Source organism: Leptospira noguchii serovar Panama str. CZ214 (assembly GCF_000306255.2).
In the GTDB taxonomy this organism is placed as follows: Bacteria; Spirochaetota; Leptospiria; order Leptospirales; family Leptospiraceae; genus Leptospira; species Leptospira noguchii.
Genome location: NZ_AKWY02000004.1, coordinates 182,199 through 203,517 on the forward strand (window position 1 = coordinate 182,199; position 21,319 = coordinate 203,517).

The 21,319-nt window shown below is 32.5% G+C and carries 14 protein-coding genes; 4 read left to right on the top strand and 10 right to left on the bottom strand.

Features of this window, described 5'->3' with window-relative positions:
• Window positions 1-258 precede the first annotated feature (258 nt).
• Entirely contained in the window at window positions 259-924 is a 666-nt protein-coding gene (locus LEP1GSC059_RS02405; protein WP_002178970.1) for a hypothetical protein, read from the bottom strand.
• 131 nt (window positions 925-1,055) lie between these two features.
• On the opposite strand from LEP1GSC059_RS02405, the gene LEP1GSC059_RS02410 reads away from it, so the two are divergent.
• Window positions 1,056-1,727 carry an OmpA/MotB family protein gene (locus tag LEP1GSC059_RS02410; protein WP_002178954.1) on the top strand — a complete coding sequence of 224 codons (672 nt, stop codon included), beginning with the start codon at window positions 1,056-1,058 and terminating at the stop codon, window positions 1,725-1,727.
• Between the two features lie 940 nt (window positions 1,728-2,667).
• Here LEP1GSC059_RS02410 and LEP1GSC059_RS02420 read toward each other — a convergent pair.
• Window positions 2,668-3,024, bottom strand: a complete 357-nt coding sequence (locus LEP1GSC059_RS02420; protein WP_017215295.1) for a DoxX family protein — start codon at window positions 3,022-3,024, stop codon at window positions 2,668-2,670.
• 529 nt (window positions 3,025-3,553) lie between these two features.
• On the bottom strand, window positions 3,554-3,949 hold the full coding sequence (locus LEP1GSC059_RS02425; protein ID WP_002178958.1) for a YfeK family protein: 396 nt from the start codon (window positions 3,947-3,949) through the stop codon (window positions 3,554-3,556).
• Window positions 3,950-5,001: 1,052 nt separating this feature from the next.
• On the opposite strand from LEP1GSC059_RS02425, the gene lsa25.6 reads away from it, so the two are divergent.
• A complete protein-coding gene (gene lsa25.6 / locus LEP1GSC059_RS02430) occupies window positions 5,002-5,697 on the top strand; it encodes an adhesin Lsa25.6 (protein ID WP_002178936.1) in 696 nt (231 codons plus the stop codon).
• Between the two features lie 1,456 nt (window positions 5,698-7,153).
• Here the strand turns inward: lsa25.6 and LEP1GSC059_RS02435 are convergent.
• The 4 genes from LEP1GSC059_RS02435 to LEP1GSC059_RS02455 form a co-directional block, all read right to left on the bottom strand.
• Window positions 7,154-8,254 (bottom strand): lipoprotein LipL36, encoded by a 1,101-nt coding sequence (locus LEP1GSC059_RS02435; protein ID WP_020980222.1) that lies wholly within the window; start codon window positions 8,252-8,254, stop codon window positions 7,154-7,156.
• A gap of 362 nt (window positions 8,255-8,616) precedes the next feature.
• Window positions 8,617-8,871 (bottom strand): hypothetical protein, encoded by a 255-nt coding sequence (locus LEP1GSC059_RS23375; protein ID WP_238323698.1) that lies wholly within the window; start codon window positions 8,869-8,871, stop codon window positions 8,617-8,619.
• 933 nt (window positions 8,872-9,804) lie between these two features.
• Window positions 9,805-10,386, bottom strand: coding sequence for a DNA-3-methyladenine glycosylase I (locus tag LEP1GSC059_RS02445; protein WP_002178924.1), 582 nt, complete (start codon window positions 10,384-10,386; stop codon window positions 9,805-9,807).
• A gap of 553 nt (window positions 10,387-10,939) precedes the next feature.
• Window positions 10,940-11,953: a DUF2804 domain-containing protein gene (locus tag LEP1GSC059_RS02455; protein ID WP_017215290.1), complete on the bottom strand. Its 1,014-nt coding sequence runs from the start codon at window positions 11,951-11,953 to the stop codon at window positions 10,940-10,942.
• Window positions 11,954-12,383: 430 nt separating this feature from the next.
• On the opposite strand from LEP1GSC059_RS02455, the gene LEP1GSC059_RS02460 reads away from it, so the two are divergent.
• Window positions 12,384-13,811 (top strand): SBBP repeat beta-propeller lipoprotein, LipL53 family, encoded by a 1,428-nt coding sequence (locus LEP1GSC059_RS02460; protein ID WP_020980214.1) that lies wholly within the window; start codon window positions 12,384-12,386, stop codon window positions 13,809-13,811.
• Between the two features lie 833 nt (window positions 13,812-14,644).
• Here LEP1GSC059_RS02460 and LEP1GSC059_RS02465 read toward each other — a convergent pair.
• Together LEP1GSC059_RS02465 and LEP1GSC059_RS02470 are read right to left on the bottom strand one after the other, a co-directional pair.
• A complete protein-coding gene (locus tag LEP1GSC059_RS02465) occupies window positions 14,645-15,985 on the bottom strand; it encodes a hypothetical protein (protein ID WP_020980266.1) in 1,341 nt (446 codons plus the stop codon).
• Window positions 15,986-16,777: 792 nt separating this feature from the next.
• Window positions 16,778-17,323, bottom strand: coding sequence for a YbhB/YbcL family Raf kinase inhibitor-like protein (locus tag LEP1GSC059_RS02470; RefSeq protein WP_002178959.1), 546 nt, complete (start codon window positions 17,321-17,323; stop codon window positions 16,778-16,780).
• Window positions 17,324-18,492: 1,169 nt separating this feature from the next.
• On the opposite strand from LEP1GSC059_RS02470, the gene LEP1GSC059_RS02475 reads away from it, so the two are divergent.
• Window positions 18,493-20,538 carry a 7TM diverse intracellular signaling domain-containing protein gene (locus LEP1GSC059_RS02475; RefSeq protein ID WP_017215287.1) on the top strand — a complete coding sequence of 682 codons (2,046 nt, stop codon included), beginning with the start codon at window positions 18,493-18,495 and terminating at the stop codon, window positions 20,536-20,538.
• Window positions 20,539-20,598: 60 nt separating this feature from the next.
• Here the strand turns inward: LEP1GSC059_RS02475 and LEP1GSC059_RS02480 are convergent, their stop codons facing one another.
• Entirely contained in the window at window positions 20,599-21,222 is a 624-nt protein-coding gene (locus tag LEP1GSC059_RS02480) for a TetR/AcrR family transcriptional regulator (protein WP_002178934.1), read from the bottom strand.
• Window positions 21,223-21,319 lie beyond the last annotated feature (97 nt).

Here is a 21,319-nt window from a genome sequence, read left to right on the forward strand (position 1 = left end):
TTGAATATTCTAAATAAAATATATTCAAAAAAGTTTTTTGCATTGAGTATCTATTTGTTTTGTAGCAAAGCCTTGTTTCAGGGTAAAATATATATAATAGAGTTACTGAAAAATTAAAATTCTTCGCAAAAAGCTAAAGCGATAAAATTTATTTCGATACATAGTTTTTATTTTAAGAGATACAAAAAACTTTCGACAATTCTGTTTTACTAACATATAAAACATTTTTTAAATATCATAATATTCGATTCTATAAATTCAAAATTCCTTTTTAAAAACCTCAAAATAGTTTCTAGTTTCGTTTGGAATAATAGAAGGATAAGGTCCAAACCCAGGATTATTCTGATTCGGGTTATATTGACCTTTATCTTCTTTTTTATTTTTATCTGGTTGAGGACTTATCAAGGTACTAAATAAAAGTTCAAAATTTGCGACGTTTAAAGTAGAATCTTCTAAAGTAATTTCCACTAAAAAATGATTACCGGAACTAGTATAATCGAATTCATAAAAGAAAACCGGGTCGGCATATGCAGAAAAAATCGGCGCGATCTTTTTATCTTTTTTATCACTTCTATAAATCTGAACTAAGAAAGAATGAGCAGAATCGTCGTGTGCCAAACCAATTCCTAATTTGTATTTTTGAATTCCTTCTTCTTGGATAAAAGGAAGATGAATTTTATAAATAACTGAATTCCCTTTAAAAACGGCTCCATTGAATTGATGTTTTTTATCTATATTATAACCGGAATCTCTCAGATTTCTTCTGACTTCTTCCAAGTAAGACTTAAGTTCCTTTTTTACTTCAAAGTTTTTTCCGGAAAGGGAAGTGCCAGCAGGTGTTTTATCCTGAGAAACCAGTGAAACCGGAAGATAAAAAATCATTAAAAGAAGTATTTTGATTAATTTGTAAATGGACCCGTTCATTTGATTCTCTTCCTAAGTAGTGTAATCCAAGTTAACGCTTGATGAAATGATTTTTTTATTCATCCGACTATTCCTTTTGTTTTTTTATGATTCGCCGACAAATAAAACAGATATTACTTCGGTGGAATTTCATGAAATTTAAGATTTTTGTTCTTGTTATTTTATTTTTAATCAACTGCGTTTCTAATTCTAAGTATGAATCTCTTCTTAAATCTTACGAAGAATCAAAACTAGAAAATCAGAGAATTCTCGGAGAAAAAGGTGATCTTTCCCGTTCTTTGGAAGAATTAAAACGAATCCAAGAAGAATCAGACCGGAGAATTCAGGAATACAAAGCGCTCATGTCCACGTTCCGTTTCCTAATCGACGCGGGTAAACTTAAAATTAAAATCATAGACGGAAGAATGGTAGTAGTCTTATCATCGGACATTTTATTTCCGATCGGTTCCGCATACCTATCTCCCTCTGGAACTGCCGCTATTAAAGAAGTGACTACGTTACTTGCTTCTTTAGAAGGAAAACGTTTTCAAATAGAAGGACATACGGACGATACTCCTACAGGTGTTAAAGGTTATACAAATTGGGAATTGGCCTCATCAAGAGCGCTTAACGTTCTTCATACTATGATCAAAGCCGGAATGCCTGAAGTGAGAATCAGCGCGGCGAGTATGGGAGCGTCTAGACCTGCTCTTCCAAATACTTCTCCGGAAAACAGATCCGCAAATCGAAGAATCGAGATCGTAATTGTTCCAGATCTAAGTAATCTTCCCGGAATGGAAGAGTTACAAAAGTATTCAAACTAAAGTTTAAAATCGATCCTACTGGTTCTTAGTCATTACTTAAACTATACAATACACAGGTTTTGTAATAAACGTTTCCGGTATTTAATTTTATGTGTAATTTTAATTTTGAAGAAAATTTATCTTTTAGATAAAAAATGATACGAGTTCACATAATTATCAGTAAAATTTTAGAAATATATTGAAAAGAAATTAGAAAATTTTTAAGATAAAATTTGATTTAAAAATTCTCAATAAACCATTATAGAATAGATTCTTAATTTCTTTAATGATTTATTACCGATCTCTATAAATCAAGTACCAGAAATTTTAGACATAAAAAGACTATTTGAATATAAAATATTATTTATTTATAATATATTTTTTGAAAAATCCCATAGTAGCTATTAACAAAACTGCTTCAATTGACCGTTTTCATGAAACATGGGCTAAGTGGCGATTCATTTTTCAACAACTCTATTATACAGTTCTAAGTAAAATAAAAACTCCATTCAGAAATTAGATGGAATGATTATTCTTTTTGAATTTATAGAAGTTCCCTATAAAAAAAATAAATCATTTCAAAAAACTAAAAAAGTTAATCAAAAACCAGCTCCAAAATTGTCCAATGTAAAAACTTTTACGAAAACTATAACACTAAAAAGTTGTATGTTACAAAATCTATGGAAACTTTCGTACGTATTAACGAGAATTCAAATAAGATCAATCGTACTGATGACTATGTAACAGATTACCTAATATTTTGCACTTAAACATGCTTTTGCGATAAAGGTTTACAGTAGAGTTGTTGAAAAATTCCATAGTGCAGATTAACAAAATAGCTGCAATCGACCGTTTCCATAAAACAGAAACAGACAGAGAATTAATTTTTCAACAATTCTAGTATTTAGTCTACAGAAATCAATAATATAAAAAATTTTAAAATATTCTAATATTCTAAATATCACGTAAATGTATAAGCCCAATAGATCAATAAAAGTTGCAACGGAAGTCTTAAAAATAAAACCCATTTAGGAGGATCGACTTTTCTTCTGGATTGATAGTGATAGAAATTGGCAGGGAACACGGCAATCAAAAGAAGAATTATTCCCCAAGCTCCGATCGGTCTAGTATCAGAGAGAGTTAACATAGCCCCGAGTCCAATTTCAATTAAACCACTTAGATAAACCACGAACTTAGGATAAGGAATATAAGGTGGCATAATTCTTAAATAAAATTTAGGCAATATAAAATGAAGAACCCCTGCAGAGATATAAAAGGCCGTCATAAAATATAAACTGATAACTTTTAAGTCAGACATAAAAATTTTCCTTTTTTAATTTAGAATTTGTTGCAAAACCTCACAAAAAATCATGAATGTGAAACTTAAGTCGTGCTCAACCAAAAAAATAGTCTTTCTCGTAAATTACGTTTCTTAAGTAATTTATAAACTTTTGAACAATAAAGTTGTCAAAAAAATCCATATCTACTCTCAATAAAAAGTCGTTTCACTGATTCCTACAGAATAGAGTATCCAAAATCTTGCCTCTAAACGGAAATCTATTTCAAAATTTATAATACTCTTTATATAATTCTGAGTAATCAAAGAAGATTTATTTTTCAATAACTCTAATGTTCAAAACTTAGTAGTTCCACATTTTTAGGCCTTTATACAAACTCTAATTCCAGAACTTTCATATTCTTTCGAAAGAGAATCGAAACTTATTTTTACACTTTTTAAAGTTTTAAGACAAGTTAAAAATAAAACAATCAGTCGTCTTAAAAATATTTTTGAACGTTAGGAATCTTTTAAAAACCAGTGGAATAAACTTACTCAATTCATCGAAAACTTAATTTTTACGATTCTTCTGGATTGGCTTTGAAGAATTATTTTTCTTATTCACAATTTCTTCCCATTTCTCTTTTAACCAAACTCTAGATTCAACTATTTTGCCATCTGCAAATTTTACGAAATAAGGTTTTCCAGATACGCTAGATTTGGAACCTATATGATCTATAAATTCCTGAATTGTATGAATTTTTCCATCAACTGCTTTTAACTTTCTTTCCATGTGCTCCCTAGCTTCCTTAGGATCGTGTTCAGAACCGTTTCGAATGAATTTACATCCACAGGATTCAAGAACGTCCATCAGAGAATTTAAATCGTTTTTAAAATTAAAATCATTTTCAGAGACGATGGATACACAAAACAGAAAAATAGATAAAAATATAAACTTCCTAATCATTGTTATATTCCTTTCAAATTTTTAAATGTATGATTACTTTTACAAATCTAAATATTATAAAAAATTAAAATTTGATCGAAGTAAACAAAGCAAGATAAAAAATTCTAAATTCATAGATATATCCGTTATCTTTAAAAAGAAGACCACCAAACGCAACTCGAAATTAAAAAAACAAACTTAGAAGTTTCAAAGTAAAATATAAAAAAGAAGCAACTGTATTTAAATTGGGTTCAATTAACTTGGATCGAGAAAAGAAATCTTAAATTTAAAGTGAATTAACGCGAAAGGGATCGAAACGAGGTAACTCAGCAGAACGCTCTATGAATCATGTTGCAGGGTGTAAGTTTTACAAAAGATTTATCGTAATTCCGACAGATTTATATTGAGATCTAAATGTTTGTGGGTAAGGATATGGCTTCTTATGGATCGCGTTCTATATTGAAACTTAAGTTGAAATATCGTATTACATTTCTTTTATGCAATTTATTGACCAGAGTTGAGAGCCCGGTCTGGCTGCTTATGTAGCCGGATTCGTCCAAGTTTTCTTACGCCCTACTCACGTTAAATTTAAAGAAGGATTTTGGAAGTCGACAGAACTAGGACTATCTTGCTCAAAACTATAAAAAAGAGTATCTGATCTTTTGCACTGAAATAGAACTTTGCTATAAAAATCCAAAGCAATTGTATAGAAACAGCAACAAGATGCAGTAGTTCTTGCAAATCAAGTTGTCTCTTGAGGAAATTTTAAATTTTATCATTACCCTTAAACTTGCTACTTTTAATAATTCAAACCGCTCTCTTTATGGATCAACTCAGCAAACACTTTTCTAACATGGAATTTAAATTTTGGAATATGTTTTAAATAAAATCGTTCAAGTTGGTATAAAAAACTTTCAAATTAGACTTCAAAAGAATCACCCTACTCAATGTCATTTGTATATAGGAAAGCAAATGAAAAAGAATCGGACAATTCGCAGAATAAACACAAATAGAAAATTATTTTTTTATTTTATACAGACGCAAAGTATTTAACCTGGTGGAAGGAGCTCAAAATGAAATTCAGTATAATCCAAAATTTGAATTTAGTACTTGCCCTACTCGTTTTATCTTCTTGTAAAGATGATAGAATCAAAGTAAGTGATTTAGGTGTAATCGACAAAGATAAAAAGAACCAAACAGCCTTTGTACTTCAACCGGAAAAACTACTCGTGATGGTGCGAACCGATTCGAACCTGGATGGAAAAACGGATCTATGGACCTGGGTACGTGGAGACGATAAGGATCCGAAAACCAGTTTGGTTCTATTTGAAGAACTCATTCGAAAAGGAAATCATAGTCGTACTTGGTATGGTCCCGGAAATCGAAAATTAATTGAACAAAACGATTTAGACGAAAATGGAACTTGGGAATCCATGGTATATTTCAATGCGTCTGCAGTCCCCAAAGAAACGATGAGAATCGTAGCACATGTAGAAGTAGATCTTTATGGAAAGGGTAAACCAAGTTTATGGATTTTTCCAGAAGCTAGGATGGAATTAGATTCAAATGAGGACGGAAAACCGGATCAAATATTGACCAATCAAGAACGTATGTTGGAAAATTTTGCTCAGCTTCAAAAAGGAAAACAAATTCAGCAAAAAGATTTTAGCCAAATGCCTGCAAGCGGTTCTTGGATCCTAAATCCAAATCAAATTACAAATCCTCGCTATCAGGCATTGATTCGTCAAAGCCTCTTTCCGGCAAATTAACAAGTTGGCGTAAGAATTCATTTTTTTGAAAAAGTTGGGATCTGAAATTTATGGATCAATTTCTAAAATGTGGGAACTCACATAAAAAATACATGTTTAAAAATTTATAATGTATCTTCATTTGCAGGACTACCACAAATCTTAATTTTAAGAACAAATTCTAAAATTATAGAAACTTACATTTTTGAAAAACCCTTTTTCATTTTCTTACGCCAAACTCACGTTAAATTGAAGTTGAACAACGTGATTCTATCTTTAAACAAATTCGATAAAAAGTAGGCTCTCGTTTTCAGCTTTTATCAATTCATAGGAATTAAGTATATTTTAATTTTCTAAAATATTTTTTGAAAGGAAATATCGCCTGAGTGAGAGCCAAGTTTTTCCGTTCACTCACTGAATGCCGATCCTTAGAGAAGCATTCGCCGAGTTTTTTACACAATCCGTTGAACACCGCATAGATTAAAGTGTATTTGATGTAAGAAATCCGTTTTATAAAAACCTGATTTTTCCATAAAAAATAAATGTTTAAAAATGTGTAATACGACTTAATCTGTGGGAACTCTCACAAATCGTAGATTTACAGTTAAACTTTGAAAATTGTGGGAACTACTATGAAATACAAAAGAATCATCGCCCATCCGTTTTTTGCACAAAACCGCTGTTTTAGGGTCATCAAAATTTAAATCTCATTTTAATGATCCCTATAAAAATAAGTACCCAAAAGAATATAAAGACTAAAGATATGCAAAATGAAGAATATAGAAAGAATGTGCAAAAAGTATGAGTTCCTACAATTTTAGAATTTATTCGTAAAATCATGGTTTGCAGTAGTTCCTTCCTGCATCATTTTACGGACAAAGCTAAGTTTTGTAATAGTCCCACACACTTGAATATAACAGATTCAAGTGTTATAAACTTTTCTACTTTCTAAATTGTGGTAGTTCCCACAATTTAGAAATCGATCTGTAAAGTTCAAATTCCAACTTTCTTCAATCATGAGTTCCTTACATTGATCATGTGAGTTGAAGGAAGCGTTTTGTTGAGTTTTTAACGCGACCTGCAAACAACCATAAAGAACGATGTATTGAGTTTAAATTCAAAGAAAGGTTTTGTTAAAAGTTCAGGAGCTACTACATTTAGTTTTCCCTATATTCAAAATGCTGAAAGCAGAAAAGTTACCGTAGTAATCTACATTATAGAATTGCAATACCTGATTCATATATCTTAAAAAATAACATTTTGTCATTTTGTTCAATATCTAAAGAATGAACGAACAAAATTCACTCACTGAAACTGTTTAAAAATGACTTTATATAGAATATGACAAAAATTGAAAATGAATAGAGTTTTAAATTCGAAGAAAGTTTTTTTTCAGAATTAGAAAAATTCTCAAAAAAAATACCGCACTGAAAACAGTGCGGTATTTTTCCATTAACTTAAATAAATTCTAAAAAAATTAGAATCTAGAATAAGTTGCAGGGCAAGTTCCGTTAATTTTTACGTTTGTTTCAGTGCCAACTGTAACTTTATTAGTGGTAGCTTCCTCATCAAAGTCACCATATTGACAAGTAAGGCTAGTAAGAAGAACTTCTGTTGCAGACTGTGCTTGAGCAGTAGTAATTGTACCATCCAAGGTTCCGCCTGTCATCGCACCATTAAAACCAGCAACTGGATCATAAAGTGCAAAAGCAATTTTTTGAACGTCTTCAGTTTCTTTAGATAACAGATCTTTTCCACAAGAAGCTGCTGCTGCTGCTCCTGCTAAGTTACCAGCTAAAAGTGCTGCAAGTGCTGCAGGTTGAATAGCTCCAAATGCAACTACAGTTGCTCCAGATTTACCAACAGTTGTAAGCTCAGTAACATTGATCAAACGACCTTTAGCAGCCGCGTCCGCAGTCCATTTATAGTTGGACCCAGAAACCGCAGCTAATTTTTGTTTATATGCAAGGTTTGTTGCCATATCAGTTGCAACCGAACCAGCAACGGTTGAAAAATCAATAGCAAATGTGTCAAACAATTCCTCTTTCGCTTTTTCAGAAGAACATGCATAAACCGTTTTTCCGAGATAAGCAGGATCTACACTGAAATTACCACCGAAAGTTAAAGGGTTAAGGTTCCAACCTGTCCCGATTCGGGAGCAAGTGCCAGTTGCTAATGTTTGCTGAACCTTGAGTACAGTAGCAGCATCAATTGCACTTTGAAGATAAGTACTTACTACAGCACAATTGGAACCTGCCGCTGTGGTTTTGTCCTTAGCTGCCTGATAGGAAGCTTTAACCGAGTTAACAACTGCCTCTGCATTATTAACAATTGCAGTTACATTATAGAAATTGTTACAAGCTCCTTTTGGCTTCGTATTACCAGTTGCCAAATAAGTAGGAATTCCATCTCCATTGCCGTCACCTTTTTGTAGTGTCACGCAATTTCCGCTTGTTTGATCTGCTAAATACAAAAGTGCCAACATAACAACATCGTCATCATCGTCGTCACCTTTACATGCCGTTAAAGCAACCGTAAGAGCTGCTACAGCGGCAATTTTCATTATGTTTCTTCTCATAAAGAAAGAACCTCTTGTGATTTTTAAGTGATTATGTAATCACTTTCTGGTCTATAATATCCCTTAAGTAGATAGATTAGGTCAAATACTATACAGAAAAGTGAAGCTTTTTAGGCCATAGTTTTTACAAAAAATACTTATGATTTATGTCTCTATTTTATTTTATTTTTTATTCAAAATATAATTTGAAAATACTTTAGAGGGATATTAATTTTAATGGCGAATTAAAAGATTGGCTTCCGTTTGGAAACTACTAATAAAGTATTTAAAAATTACAAATGAATAGGATTTTATAAAACATTTCCTTTAATTGATTGGTTAAAAACTTTCGATTTTAGGAAAAAATACTGAACTTTCAAATACTAACCCACATTACCAACCCATCTTTTTGATTTACCGAAAAACTGGATCCATCCCATCTCAAATGTAGAAACTACCACAAAAAAGTTCCTATTTTGTTCGTAGCCGTTATTGAATGTGGACTTAATGTAAAAAATAAGTTTCGTCGTAATCGGACTTGTGAGAGTTCCTACAAATTTTGTTGCCTTGCGAACTTTTAAATACATTTTTCGTAATCCAAGCTCACCCGCTCGTACGGAGTTTCCTATATTTTTCAAGTTGAATCCTAAAACCAAAATTTTGTGGAGTTCCCACTTTATTTTTTGCGGACAATTACTGAAAATTGTATAGTACCGTGAATTCAGAGCATAAAAAATCCATGATTCATTTTTCTGAAAAAGCTGAAGTTAAACTTTACAGATCAATTCCTAAAATGTGGGAATTACTGCAAATCACAATTTTACAAACAAATTCTAAACTTACGGTAGTACATTAGAAAATTATTTCTAATTTTCTTACGACGAACTCACATTATATTCGTTGTTTAAAATTCCATTTCTAAGTGCAATTTATGCGTAAATTCAAGGGATTCTATTATGTAGTTCTCAATAAGTTTTATAAAACAAAAATTTTACATTAGTGTTGTTGAAAAAATCCAAATTTGCGACTAACAAAACGGCTTTATCAATTCGTTAAAATAGAAAAAACGGAAGAAGATTAATTTTTCTACAAATTTATTGAACTCACGTTAATTCATTAGTTTTGAACAAATTTTTTGGTAATTAACGCGAAAGGGATCGATGCGGGGAAACTCAAGCAGAACGCTCTCAGCATCTCGCTTCTGGAAACTCAATGCATCGCTCCCTATGAGTCGCTTCTGCAGGTCGCTCGACAGATCGCGTTCTAAATTGAAACTTAAGATGATAAATTGTATAACCGTTCCTATATACAATTTTTTGACCAGAGCTGAGAGCCCGGTCTGGCTGCTTTGGCAGTCGGATTCGCCCAAGTTTTCTTACATTAAGTTTACGTTACTTAGAAACAAAAATTTCTATAATAATAGACTTTTAATTTTTATAATGAGTAGAGTTGTTGAAAAATTCCATATTTCAGATCAAAAACTCTACTCAATCGAACATTGCCACAAAACAAATGGAAAATTAATTTTTCAACAACTTCTATTAGAATTTTTGGATTTTATAGAAGTTCCTTTAATCTCTTCGTTTAACAAAACGAAAACAATCTGTTGTATGATCCATTATCATTCCAGTTGCTTGCATAAATGCATAGCAGATCGTGGAACCTACAAATTTAAATCCTCTTTTTTTAAGAGCCTTGCTCATTGCGTCGGATTCGTAGCTTTTGTTCGGCACATCTTTAGTCGTTTTCCAAGAGTTATAAATCGTTTTATGGTTTACAAAACTCCAAATAAATCTATCAAAGGTTCCGTACTCTTTTTGAATATTCAAAAATTCTTGTGCATTTCTTATAACGGACCTGATTTTTAATTCGTTACGAACAATTCCCTGATTTTTTAAAAGGGATTGAATTTTCTTTTTTTTATAAGTGGCCACCTGAGTAACATCAAAATCGTCAAAAGCCTTTCTGAAGTTTTCTCTTTTTTTTAAAATTGTAATCCAAGAAAGTCCGGCCTGCATGCCCTCCAATACCAAAAATTCAAAAAGTAACCGATCATCATGTACGGGAATTCCCCATTCTTGATCGTGATATTTCACATAATCCGGATCCTCTGTAACCCAAGCACAACGTTTTAGATTTTTTTCTTTTTTCATCTTAATTCAGAAACATATAATTAACGTAAGTAAGGAATCCATTTTTCTAAAAAAGTTGAGATTTAAATTTTATGAATCAATTCCTAAAATGTGTGAACTCATACAAAAAATACATGTTTTAAAAATTTGTAATGTAACTTAATTTAAGGAAACTACCGCAAATCGAGATTTTACGAACAAATTCTTAAATTGTTAGAAACTTACATTTTTTGAAAAACTTTTTTACGTTGAACTCACGTTAATTAAATACCCATTATTTACGCTGAAACAGTTTTTATGATAGAGTTGTTGAAAAATTAATTCTCTATCTTTTTCTGCTTCACGGAAACGGTCGATTGAAAAAGTTTTATTAAATTGAACTATGGAATTTTTCAACAACTCTATTATAAATTTACAGTGTTCAATTTTATCGAGAGAAGAAGAAGCCAAGTTTTTAAAATTCAATCTAACAATAGAAAATGAAATTTCATCTATTCCTTTAAAAAAATCTCAAGAGCCTTTTGGCTCGTGTTTACTTTCAAAGACTCGTTATACAAATATAATCTCTCGGTTATCACCATCGTGCTACGTGATCTTCGGCCCATCCTTGGCCGTTTGTAATTTTATATTCGTTCTTTCCAAGTCTAATTACACCTTCAAACTTTCCAATCATCTGATGAACAGAAGATGCAAAAATTCCAACATTTGTCGAAGCTTTTCTATGAAATTCGGGCACAAACCTTAAATCTATCGCTTGAGAATCTTTTGTATAAAGACGCCAAGGTTGCATCCAATTTTCACGATCTATTTCAAAAACTGCTTCGGAAGGAATTTTATAGATTCTACCATTGATTAAAATAGCATTTTCGGTTGTACCGGTTCCGTCCGTCCATCCGGCTCCTAAATTGATCCCGATCGTATATTCTGCGTTATGCGACATCATAGAAGCCCAATTCCATTTTGTGGAATAAGGCCATACTCCCCTTCCATAATCCATACAAGCAAAAGAAGATTTAGGTTCGAACTTATATTCCATTGCTCCGTAACGAACAAATCCACGAGCTCCGACTCCGAACAATTTTTCGGTAAACTGAAATTTTCTTTTAGACCAGGGTACAACTACGTTTAACGTTTCCCAACCTTCGGGAACAGGAACCTCTATTTCAGCTTGAACCGGAATTTTATTTTTAAGAGAAAAATTGATCGAAAGACGATAACCTTCTTCTTCTTTGAAAAATTGAAGACGAGCGTTCTTTCCTACATAAGTAGCATTACTTACTACGAGTTGCCCTAAGTTGACACCAGAAGCAAAAGGAGTAAGAATCGTACCTTCCTCAAAGTTTCCTGTTTTTCGATCTAGCCAATAAACAAAAACGACTCCCGCATAATCCACGTTAGATATTGTAAAAGATACTAGAAAGTTCTCGTCATAGATACACCAGTAATTCCATTTTTTCTTCCTCAAATAATGTCCGCTTAAGTTACATCTATGGATTGGTTTTTTAGACCAGCCTACAGCGTTCAAATTGAGATTTCCAGTTTTATCGCAAAGGTTCGTTTCTTGTCTTATTTCAGTTTCTAAGTTCATCTTAAGAACACTTTCTGTAAGTTATCTGCACGGACAAGAAAAGTCGACTTCTTTCTTCCACATTTGTTATCAACTTTCGGATAGGTCAAAACACCCTATCCTTTCGAGAATTTCTTTTCGTAAGAATCTTCAATCTTTTTAGTCGAAAAAAGTATCTAACGTAAGTTTGTTGAATCGTCGCGGGAAAACTCTGTGCCGCGCTAACGCGCGACAGGTCGCGTTGGAAACTCAACACAACGCTTTTTACGAAAGCGTTGTGGGATCAAGTTATTGATATTTTAGAAAAACATAATTTAGATTTTTAATTCTCAATAACTTGACCAGAGCTGAGAGCCCGGTCTCGCCAGTTACATTCAAACTTACGTTTTTGATACGTTGGCGAGAATCGCCCAAAATAAAACTTAATTTTTTTATAATAGGAGTTTATCTTTTGGTTTACTTTTATCTTTTTCTTTTTATATTCATTCAAGCCTGCTCACCTTTACTAAACTTAAACGATCCAAAATCATTCGATCCATTATGGATCGCGGGACTACTTCAAAGTAACAATCGCTCGACTTCTCCTGAAAATTCGGATGTTTCGCAAGAAGACATCGTTAACAAAAATGTCTTAAACCCAAATATTGTTCCTGAAGACGTCGATGTTCCTGAATGGACTTTATTAGTTGGAGCGCCTAACGCAATAATTGTAGATTCAGCGCTCACGATTGATAAAGATGGATTTATCTACATTGCAGGAAGTTCTGACACTGGTATTTATAAAGAAAATTCGATCGGAGACAGAGATATTATCCTTGCAAAATACAATTCTCGAAGACAAACAATCTGGACAAAACAAATAGGAGTTCCAGGGGTGAACTTACAAGTCGCCGATGTCGGAGTGGATTCAAGAGGAAACGTTTACGTAGTCGGCAATTCATCTGGTAATTTTGCAGGACAACTTAGGGGAATAAAAGATCTATTTGTGATTAAATTCAATAAAGACGGAAATGAAATCTGGAGAAAACAAAAAGGATACAGAAATCGAGACCTTACTCCCGAAAAAGCTTTCGTAGATCGATTAGGAACTTCTTATATAGTCGGTACAGCATCAGGACAAATGGTAGGAGATCCAATTACTGGATTTCTATTTAAAATAGACAATGAAGGAGATTGGCGTAAGGACTCAAATATTTCAATTGCCGGAGCATCGGTCCATGCACGAAGCGTCACAGTTGCAGAAAACACAGGAGATATATTTGTAACTGGATCTACAAATGCAAATTTAGCAACCAATACGGTTCCTAGTATAGGAGAATTTGACCTTTTCGTTCTTAAATACAGTAGAGATGGAAGAAAACAATCCTTTGCACAACTCGGTCAAGCCTTGAGAGATTCTGAAGGTAATTCTATAGCTTTAGATTCGTTCGGTAATGTTTTTGTAGGTGGAATGAGTAATGCAAATTTCGAACCAGGAGGTGAAGTTAGTGAGAGTAATCGTGGAATTTTAGTAAAATATAATTCTCTTGGTGTTAGACAATGGATTCGATACTTAGGTCCGACTGAAGGTCGTAGAACTACTTCTGTCACTGCAATGACTATAGATCCAGAAGGAAATATTTTTACAACTGGCAAGACCAATCATATGCTAAATGGAATGCAAAATGTGATCGGGATGGATTTAATTCTTACAAAACATAATCCGTTAGGTAATGAGGAATGGATCCGACAAATAGGAGTCAATGGTGCAAGGATCACGGGAAAAAGTATCGCTCATGATTCCCAAGGAAATATTTATTGTACTGGATGGACAGAGGTCGATATCAATGAAATTGCTTCTAAAGGAAATATCGATTTATTCTTTTTAAAATTCAGATAACATAGCGAAAAAAAATACTATAATTTTAACACAAATTGTAATAATTAGCTTATTAGAAAATTTTTATAAAACAAATTTTTAATTTTATTAATAGAATCTCTAAAGATAGTTTTTTCATTTGTGTGATGACCCGCAAACGGCAATTTTATTTAAAAATTTGATCGGACGAAGATTTTTTTTGGATTTTATAAAGGTTTGTTGAACGTAAGAAAAAAAATTTTACTATAAAACCAAATTTGTATGAGTTCACACATTTAATTCTTTATAAAAAAATTAGGTTTTATAAAACAAATATCTTATACTGATATGATCAAAAAACTGTCTTAAAACTTTAAAATCTATTTCTTTTTAACAGTATCGCTTTTATGTTTCGGCTAAAGCACCTGTACTTACAAATAGAGTTATTGAAAAATAAATTCTCATCTATTTTATGAAAACGGTCGATTGAAGTAGTTTTGTTAATCTGAACTAATTTGAGTTAACGCGAAAGGGATCGATGCGAGGTTAATAAATTGCAACTAAAGAATATTATTATATAAAGTTTCTTATATACAATTTATTGACCAGAGCAGAGAGCCCGGTCCGGCTGCCTATGGCTGCCGGATTCGCCCAGATTTTCTTAAGTTAAACTATAGAATTTTTCAACAACTCTAATGTATAAACAACTCAATTTGTGGGAGCCCACACAGATTTAAGATTTTACCGACCCATTCTAAAATGTGTGGAAACTACTACTCAATTCCATAATAAAACTTTCAAAAACTCAAAAGTTACGCGTTTGATTAAACCAACCTTACATCTTAATGAAACCCGTTTGGATCATACTTCGTTCCTTACGGAAAATTTTTCCGTAAGGCTTCCTTTGAAACATTTCCATCCCAATCCGTTTGAATGAGAAGAACATCTACATATTGAGCCGGTTTTTTCTTCGTATAAGAAAGAATTACATAACCTCTATCGTTTTTTAAAATCTTATTTGCCATATAAAGTCTTTGAGAGTGTTTTTTTTCCCAGACTTTTTTTCCATTAGAATCAAACTTAACTAAAACCATAGGCCCCTCTCCGTCGGAAAGAACTCCAAAAAAACCCTGATCCGGAGATTCTATAATTGGCCCCATAAAATTATGACCACCTAACTTTTGTTTGGTTTCCCAGATTGTTTCACCTTTGGGTGAAAGTTTCAAAAGCCAAACCGCTTGATTACCCAAGCCCGAAACACCTCCAGATAAAAGTAAATTTCCATCGGAAAGTTTGAGGATAGAAACTGCAAAATCCTCTATATTAGGACTTCCGAATCTTTTTTTCCAAATTTGTTTTCCATCCGAATCATATCGATGTAAAACCAAATCTCTTTGAGATTCTTTACCAGATGTATTATCCGTGCTTACTGCAAAAACAATTCCTTCCTCATAAGAAGTTTTCGCATTAGGAGCATATTCTAAATCTGGAATGTGTTTGGAGTTTTTAACAGAACCATCTTTGCCTAAAAGAGTATAAAAAAATCCGGTCTTAATTCCGTTTACTACAGTAGTAGTATTTCCTTGTTGCTCCGTCGATTCCGTTCTGTAAGAAACAGAAACAAGCGCTCTAAATTTTTCGTTGGAAAGTTCTTGAAGATGAAATATATGCGGATCTTCAAATCCACAAAAGCCATCACAAATTTCTTTTGCTTCTATAACTTTATCAGAAACTAAATTTCCTTGTCCGTCGTATTTAGAAAATACGATCTTTCGATTGTAAGTTCCACTCCCAATCGAACCTGCGGTAACAAAACCTCCGTCTTGAGTCGCTATAAGATTTTCTCCCCGAACACTATTGTGATTGTGAACATTGACTGCATAACCTCCCATGTCTATGGGAGCACTTGTAAAAAGATATTTCCACCAAACTGGATTCCCAGATGTATCGATCTTTGCGGACCATGCAGCACTATATTTTTTTTGTTCTATTTTAAGATTTGTATCTTGTCTAGAACAATCGTTAGAAGAGCCTACAACAACGTAAGTTCCATCTTTCAAGGAAATCAACCCGGATGGAAGTTCTTCCGGACATTCGTTGGGCTTTAATCCATTGTATTGCTCACCGCCGAAAATGGTCTGCCAAATAGAATTATTTTGTGCAAAGGCAGATGTTCCGCAAATTAGAAGAATAAAAAAAACAAATATTTGTTTCATCGTATGGTCCTTGTGAAATGGAATGTATCAAAGAGATTTTAAAATTGTAAAGAATTTATTTTTTAAACTCGAAATAGAACTTTGTATTCGGTTGATTATAAAATGACTCACGTATAAATCACACAAAACGATTTTCTACAATAGAAGTTGTTGAAAAATGAATTCTCCATCAGTCTCTCTTTGATGGGAACGGTCGATTGAAGCAGTTTTGTTAAACACTACTATAAAATTTTTCAACAACTTTAATCTATATTAAAACCAAATTTATTCAGAGAAAAAATACCGAGCTGCTTTTAACAAAAAGCAAATCTCAAAAATTCAGAATCATCGACTAAAATTATTTGGAGAATTTGGATAGTTTAAAGATACAATAAGAATAATACTGAATACACATTTAAGAGATTGTCTTTAAGTTTAAAAGTAAGAAGCGTTATGATCTTTAACGTTTTTCAAAAATTTGTAAATTTTCCAAGAGACTTTTGTGTAAATTGACATATTCGCAAGACTTAAGATAATTTCGATTCGAACCTTTTATTTCTTTGAAATTCAAAAATAAACATTAAATTTGTATTTTAGAATATTCAAAAAATAAAATATATCCTTATTTCAATAAGGATTTTTAAATTAAAAATTCTTTACAAAATTATAGGTTTTTTTAAGATTTTATGGAGATTTACAGACAAACTCTAACGCGACTGATAAAAAATACCCGTTTAAACTAAAACCGAAAGACTCTTTATATCTAATCACAAAGGATCTACTTTAAAAATAGATCCTTTATATATTCAATTTTTATCTGCCGTATTTTGCTAAAATCTGCGCTTCGCCGATTTTAAGTTGATTGATATAAAATCCGATCAAAGCTCCGGAAGAATTTTGATCTGCCGGAATTTTATCTTTAAGAGCATAAACCGTAAAATAATAACGATGCGGCTTATGACCTTTCGGAGGACAAGGACCACCGTAACCAGACGCTCCAAAATCGGTCCTACTTTGAATCGCTTCTTTAGGAAGAAGATTTTTTTCCAAGTTTCCAGCGTTAGCTGGAATCGAAGTAGTTGTAGACGGAAGATTAAAAACCACCCAGTGCCACCATCCGCTTCCAGTCGGAGCATCAGGATCATACACAGTTAACGCGATACTTTTAGTATCTTTCGGAAGCCCCGTCCAAGATAAAGAAGGGGAAATATTGCTTCCGGAACATCCAAAACCGTTAAATACTTGTTCGTTAGCGATTAACTTAACAGATGTCAATTCAGGACTTTTCAACTGAAACGGTTCTGCTTGAAGCAAACTAACGCCGAACAAAAAAACAAATATAAACCATTTGATTTTCATAAAATCAAAATCCTCCTAAGATAAACTTTAAATTAGAAATCAAGTAAAACTATGCAAGACGGATTTGAAAATTTTTGAAAGCCCAAATGAAAATTTTTAGATTTTTAAAAAGTTGATAAATCTTGAATATGCAAAAAATCATTCTTCCTAAGTTAGGAAGCAGGTTCAAAATAAATTTTTAATTTCTCTGACAACAGTTAGAATAAAGGTTTTATACAGAAATTTAATTTTACTACTAAAACTCATAAAATGAACAGTGATGGTTTTACAAAAATGTAAAATCTTATATATTACATCCATTTTAGAAGTTATAATTTTTTTAAAGTAGATTGTACGTTCTGACTTTTATTCAAATTTATATAATAGAGAACTAATATTCTATACTCAAACGGGGTTTGATAAAAAATTTATAGTAATTAGTTTTATAGAGACCAGTAGTATAACGAGCCTTTCAAGTTTCTAAAAAATAGAACCTCACTAAAAGTGATTCTTATACAATCGTAAATTTTAGAACAAATCTCAATTAAGAAGCGAAATTTTGAACATTCTGTTTGATAGTTCCATACAATTCTTTTTAAAAGTTATCTTAAAAATACTTTATCTTTGCTTATAATGCCGATTCCGATGATTCTAAGATATTTTTGAGATAACTTGTAAAAGACTAAATCCAGTTTGGATTATTTACGATTTTGGCTTTTATTTTATAAAAAACATGGTTTTTAAATAAAGTTATGAGCAATTGCAAACAGATATTTATCAAGTTTGTTTCAAATTAGACAATTAAAAGACAACATATTGTTTTATTCTAATAAAAGAACAATTTATCGTTATTATATCTTAAGAATCCCACTACGTTAATCATCTTTAATTTAACCTTATTTTTTTGATCTCTTTGAGATTTTGAAACAAGCTCTCAAACGTTTATCTAAAAAAATTTTCATTCAGATTGTTTATCGAAATAATTCTAAATAAAATCTTGTCCAAATTAAAACAAGGTTCCGAAAGAAGTTTGCCAAATTCAAATTTCTTTATTTTTGAATATGTAAATTAGAAACCATTTCAGAAATACTTTATATTTGTTTAAAATAGTATTTAGAGATAAATTTTAGTTCGCCCCTTGCTCAATGGTAACGACGTTTGCCATAACCTGAACTGATCGGAGAAATGATATGAAAATAATAAAAATTTTAGGAATTATATTTCCGATCCTTCTTACGTTACCCGCCTTTTCTGAAACTATTCCTTGGAACGAAAATCAAGTTCGTCTTGGAATTTATTCTCATATTTTAGAAGACCCGGATTCCAGTTTGACAATTGAATCCGTTCAAAACAAAGAATTTCAACAATCCAATCAAACAAATCCTTCTTTTGGATTTACGAGATCTGCTTATTGGCTAAAGTTTTCATTTAACAATCCAGAAGAAACTTTTAAAGAAAAACTTTTAGAAATTACGTTTCCGTTGATCGACGAGGTAATTTTTTATTCTCCCGAAAACGAAACTTATCAACAAACTATCGTAGGAATTAAAAAACCTTTTACGGATAGACCAATCGAAAGTCATACCTTTGTATTTCCAATTCACGCTCCTCCGGGAGTATCCACTTTTTATCTACGATTTAAAAACGAAGACAGTATGCAAATGCCTCTGATTCTTTGGGAACCGGATGCATTCTATAAGAATATTAGAGATATTCAATATATTAACGGGATCTATTTCGGTATTCTGATCGCTATGGCTGTGTATAACTTGTTTTTGTTATTTACTGTAAGAAACAAAAGTTATTTTTTTTACGTTTTTTATATTCTCTGTTTTGCTATTTTTTTGATGTCTCAATACGGATTTGCATACGAATATCTTTGGCCAGAATTTTCTTGGGGAGCCAGACGAATGAATCCGTTTTTAGCAGGTCTTTTAGAATTTAGTATTTTACTTTTTACAAGAGACTTTTTGGATACAAAGAACGCGTTTCCCACATTACACAAATTTAATCATGTTTTAATCGTTCTTTGTGCAATGGCTTCATTTTCTTCTTTTTTTGTGAACCTAACTCAAGGAGCGTTGCAGGTCGCAATTTTAGGTCTTTTAACTGCAATCTCTATATTCGCTTCGGGAATCAAAGCGCTGATTTCAGGTTTTCGTCCTGCTCGTTATTTTATGATCGCATTCTCCGCCTTACTTTTAGGAGGAGTGTTCTACGCATTAAAAACGATAGGAGCCATTCCAGTTTCTTTTATTACGGAATACAGTATGCAAATCGGTTCCGGTTTAGAAGTAACCTTACTTTCTTTAGGACTTGGAGATAGAATTTCTCGTTTGATTAAAGAAAAACAAGAAACTCAAAAAGAATTGATCCAAGAACAAAACGACTCGATCGAAAAACAAGCCAAACTGAACGAATCCTTTGCAAGATTTGTCCCTTCTAAACTCATCCATCTTTTGGGAAAAAACGAAGTGATCCAAGTTGCGCTTGGTGATCAGATTCAAAAAGAAATGACGGTTTTATTTTCCGATATTCGCTCCTTTACCGAACTTTCTGAAAGTATGAATCCACAAGAAAATTTTAATTTTCTAAACTCTTATTTAGAAAGAATGACACCAGCAATCGAAAAACATTCCGGAACCATAGATAAGTTTATCGGAGACGCAATTATGGCTCTTTTCGAAACGAACGCGGAAGACGGTTTGATGGCCGCTCTCGAGATGCATCGTCAACTGAAGTTATACAACGCGGATCGTAATCGTCACGGTTATAAGCCAATCGAAACAGGTATCGCAGTTCACAAAGGGCCTGTTATGTTGGGTACAATCGGTTCTAAAAACCGGATGGAAGTAACCGTAATTTCAGATACGGTGAACACTGCATCCCGCATTGAAGGCCTTACTAAAAATTACGGTGCCAAAATACTTTTGAGTGAAACTGCGTTTTCTTCCTTAAAAGATCCTTCTCAATTTCTATATCGTTATCTCGGTAGAACTTTTGTAAGAGGAAAAAAAGAAGATCTTTCTATATTAGAATTTTGTGATACAGAAAGCGACGAAGCAGAACAATTCTTTAAAACAAAAAGTAAGTTTGAAAGAGGAGTTTTCCACTTTTTTGAAGAAGAATATACTTCTGCATTCAATCATTTTAGAGACGTTTTATCAGAATATCCTACTGATTCTGCTTCTGCCTGGTATTTGCAGGCTTGCAGAACTTCCCTCAAAAACAAATAAATTGTATTTAAAACTTCAAAATGTGGAGCTATCGCGTTTTGTAATTTCTGAGACACGCCACTAATCGCTTGAAACTTTTTCTACAGATTGAGTTTCCGCCGGATTCATAATTCCATAAAATAGAATTCCGTGAATTTCTCCCTGCAATTGCATCATCGAGTAAGGAGAATTTAAAAGAAGTTCTGGAGTTGCAGTCATTTCGATCGCGGAATTCAGAAGTGCAGCAAAGATCGTAGGATTCAAATCCCTACGAATTTCTCCTTTTTCAATCCCTTGTTTTACAAGAGCTTGAACCGATTTTGCAACGGACTCCATTCTCACTTCCTTGATATAAGCGTAGTGATCTGGCGCCTGATCTCTAATTTCTAAAATGAATTCGTTCGCTCCAGTGGGAAACTGACTGATTTTAAATTCATTGATGGCTTGTATCTTTTCATGCACAGATAAAGAATCATCTTCACTGATCTTCTCTAAAGTAGAACTCATCAAGTTATGTTTATGAGAAAGAATTTCGAAAAGAAGATGGTTTTTATTTTCAAAATGTTTATACAAAGTCTTACGTGAAATTTTCAGAACTCTTGCAATTTCTTCCATTTTAGTTTTTGCATAACCGTATTTTAGAAAAAGCTCAAGTGCCTTATCCATAATACGGTGTTTTACTTCATCCTGATCCATCGCTTTCATTTTCACTCACTCGCGCCATTTATGAAACTCTTTTTTTAAATTCGACAAAAATTCAAAATCAATTAGATCATAAACAACGAGAGCAAATTCTTATTTA

Excerpts from the sequence above, each read along its gene's own strand:
- LEP1GSC059_RS02405 (WP_002178970.1), bottom strand. The coding sequence starts at position 924 with ATGAACGGGTCCATTTACAAATTAATCAAAATACTTCTTTTAATGATT.
- LEP1GSC059_RS02410 (WP_002178954.1), top strand. The coding sequence starts at position 1,056 with ATGAAATTTAAGATTTTTGTTCTTGTTATTTTATTTTTAATCAACTGC.
- LEP1GSC059_RS02420 (WP_017215295.1), bottom strand. The coding sequence starts at position 3,024 with ATGTCTGACTTAAAAGTTATCAGTTTATATTTTATGACGGCCTTTTAT.
- LEP1GSC059_RS02425 (WP_002178958.1), bottom strand. The coding sequence starts at position 3,949 with ATGATTAGGAAGTTTATATTTTTATCTATTTTTCTGTTTTGTGTATCC.
- lsa25.6 (WP_002178936.1), top strand. The coding sequence starts at position 5,002 with ATGAAATTCAGTATAATCCAAAATTTGAATTTAGTACTTGCCCTACTC.
- LEP1GSC059_RS02435 (WP_020980222.1), bottom strand. The coding sequence starts at position 8,254 with ATGAGAAGAAACATAATGAAAATTGCCGCTGTAGCAGCTCTTACGGTT.
- LEP1GSC059_RS02445 (WP_002178924.1), bottom strand. The coding sequence starts at position 10,386 with ATGAAAAAAGAAAAAAATCTAAAACGTTGTGCTTGGGTTACAGAGGAT.
- LEP1GSC059_RS02455 (WP_017215290.1), bottom strand. The coding sequence starts at position 11,953 with ATGAACTTAGAAACTGAAATAAGACAAGAAACGAACCTTTGCGATAAA.
- LEP1GSC059_RS02465 (WP_020980266.1), bottom strand. The coding sequence starts at position 15,985 with ATGAAACAAATATTTGTTTTTTTTATTCTTCTAATTTGCGGAACATCT.
- LEP1GSC059_RS02470 (WP_002178959.1), bottom strand. The coding sequence starts at position 17,323 with ATGAAAATCAAATGGTTTATATTTGTTTTTTTGTTCGGCGTTAGTTTG.
- LEP1GSC059_RS02475 (WP_017215287.1), top strand. The coding sequence starts at position 18,493 with ATGAAAATAATAAAAATTTTAGGAATTATATTTCCGATCCTTCTTACG.
- LEP1GSC059_RS02480 (WP_002178934.1), bottom strand. The coding sequence starts at position 21,222 with ATGAAAGCGATGGATCAGGATGAAGTAAAACACCGTATTATGGATAAG.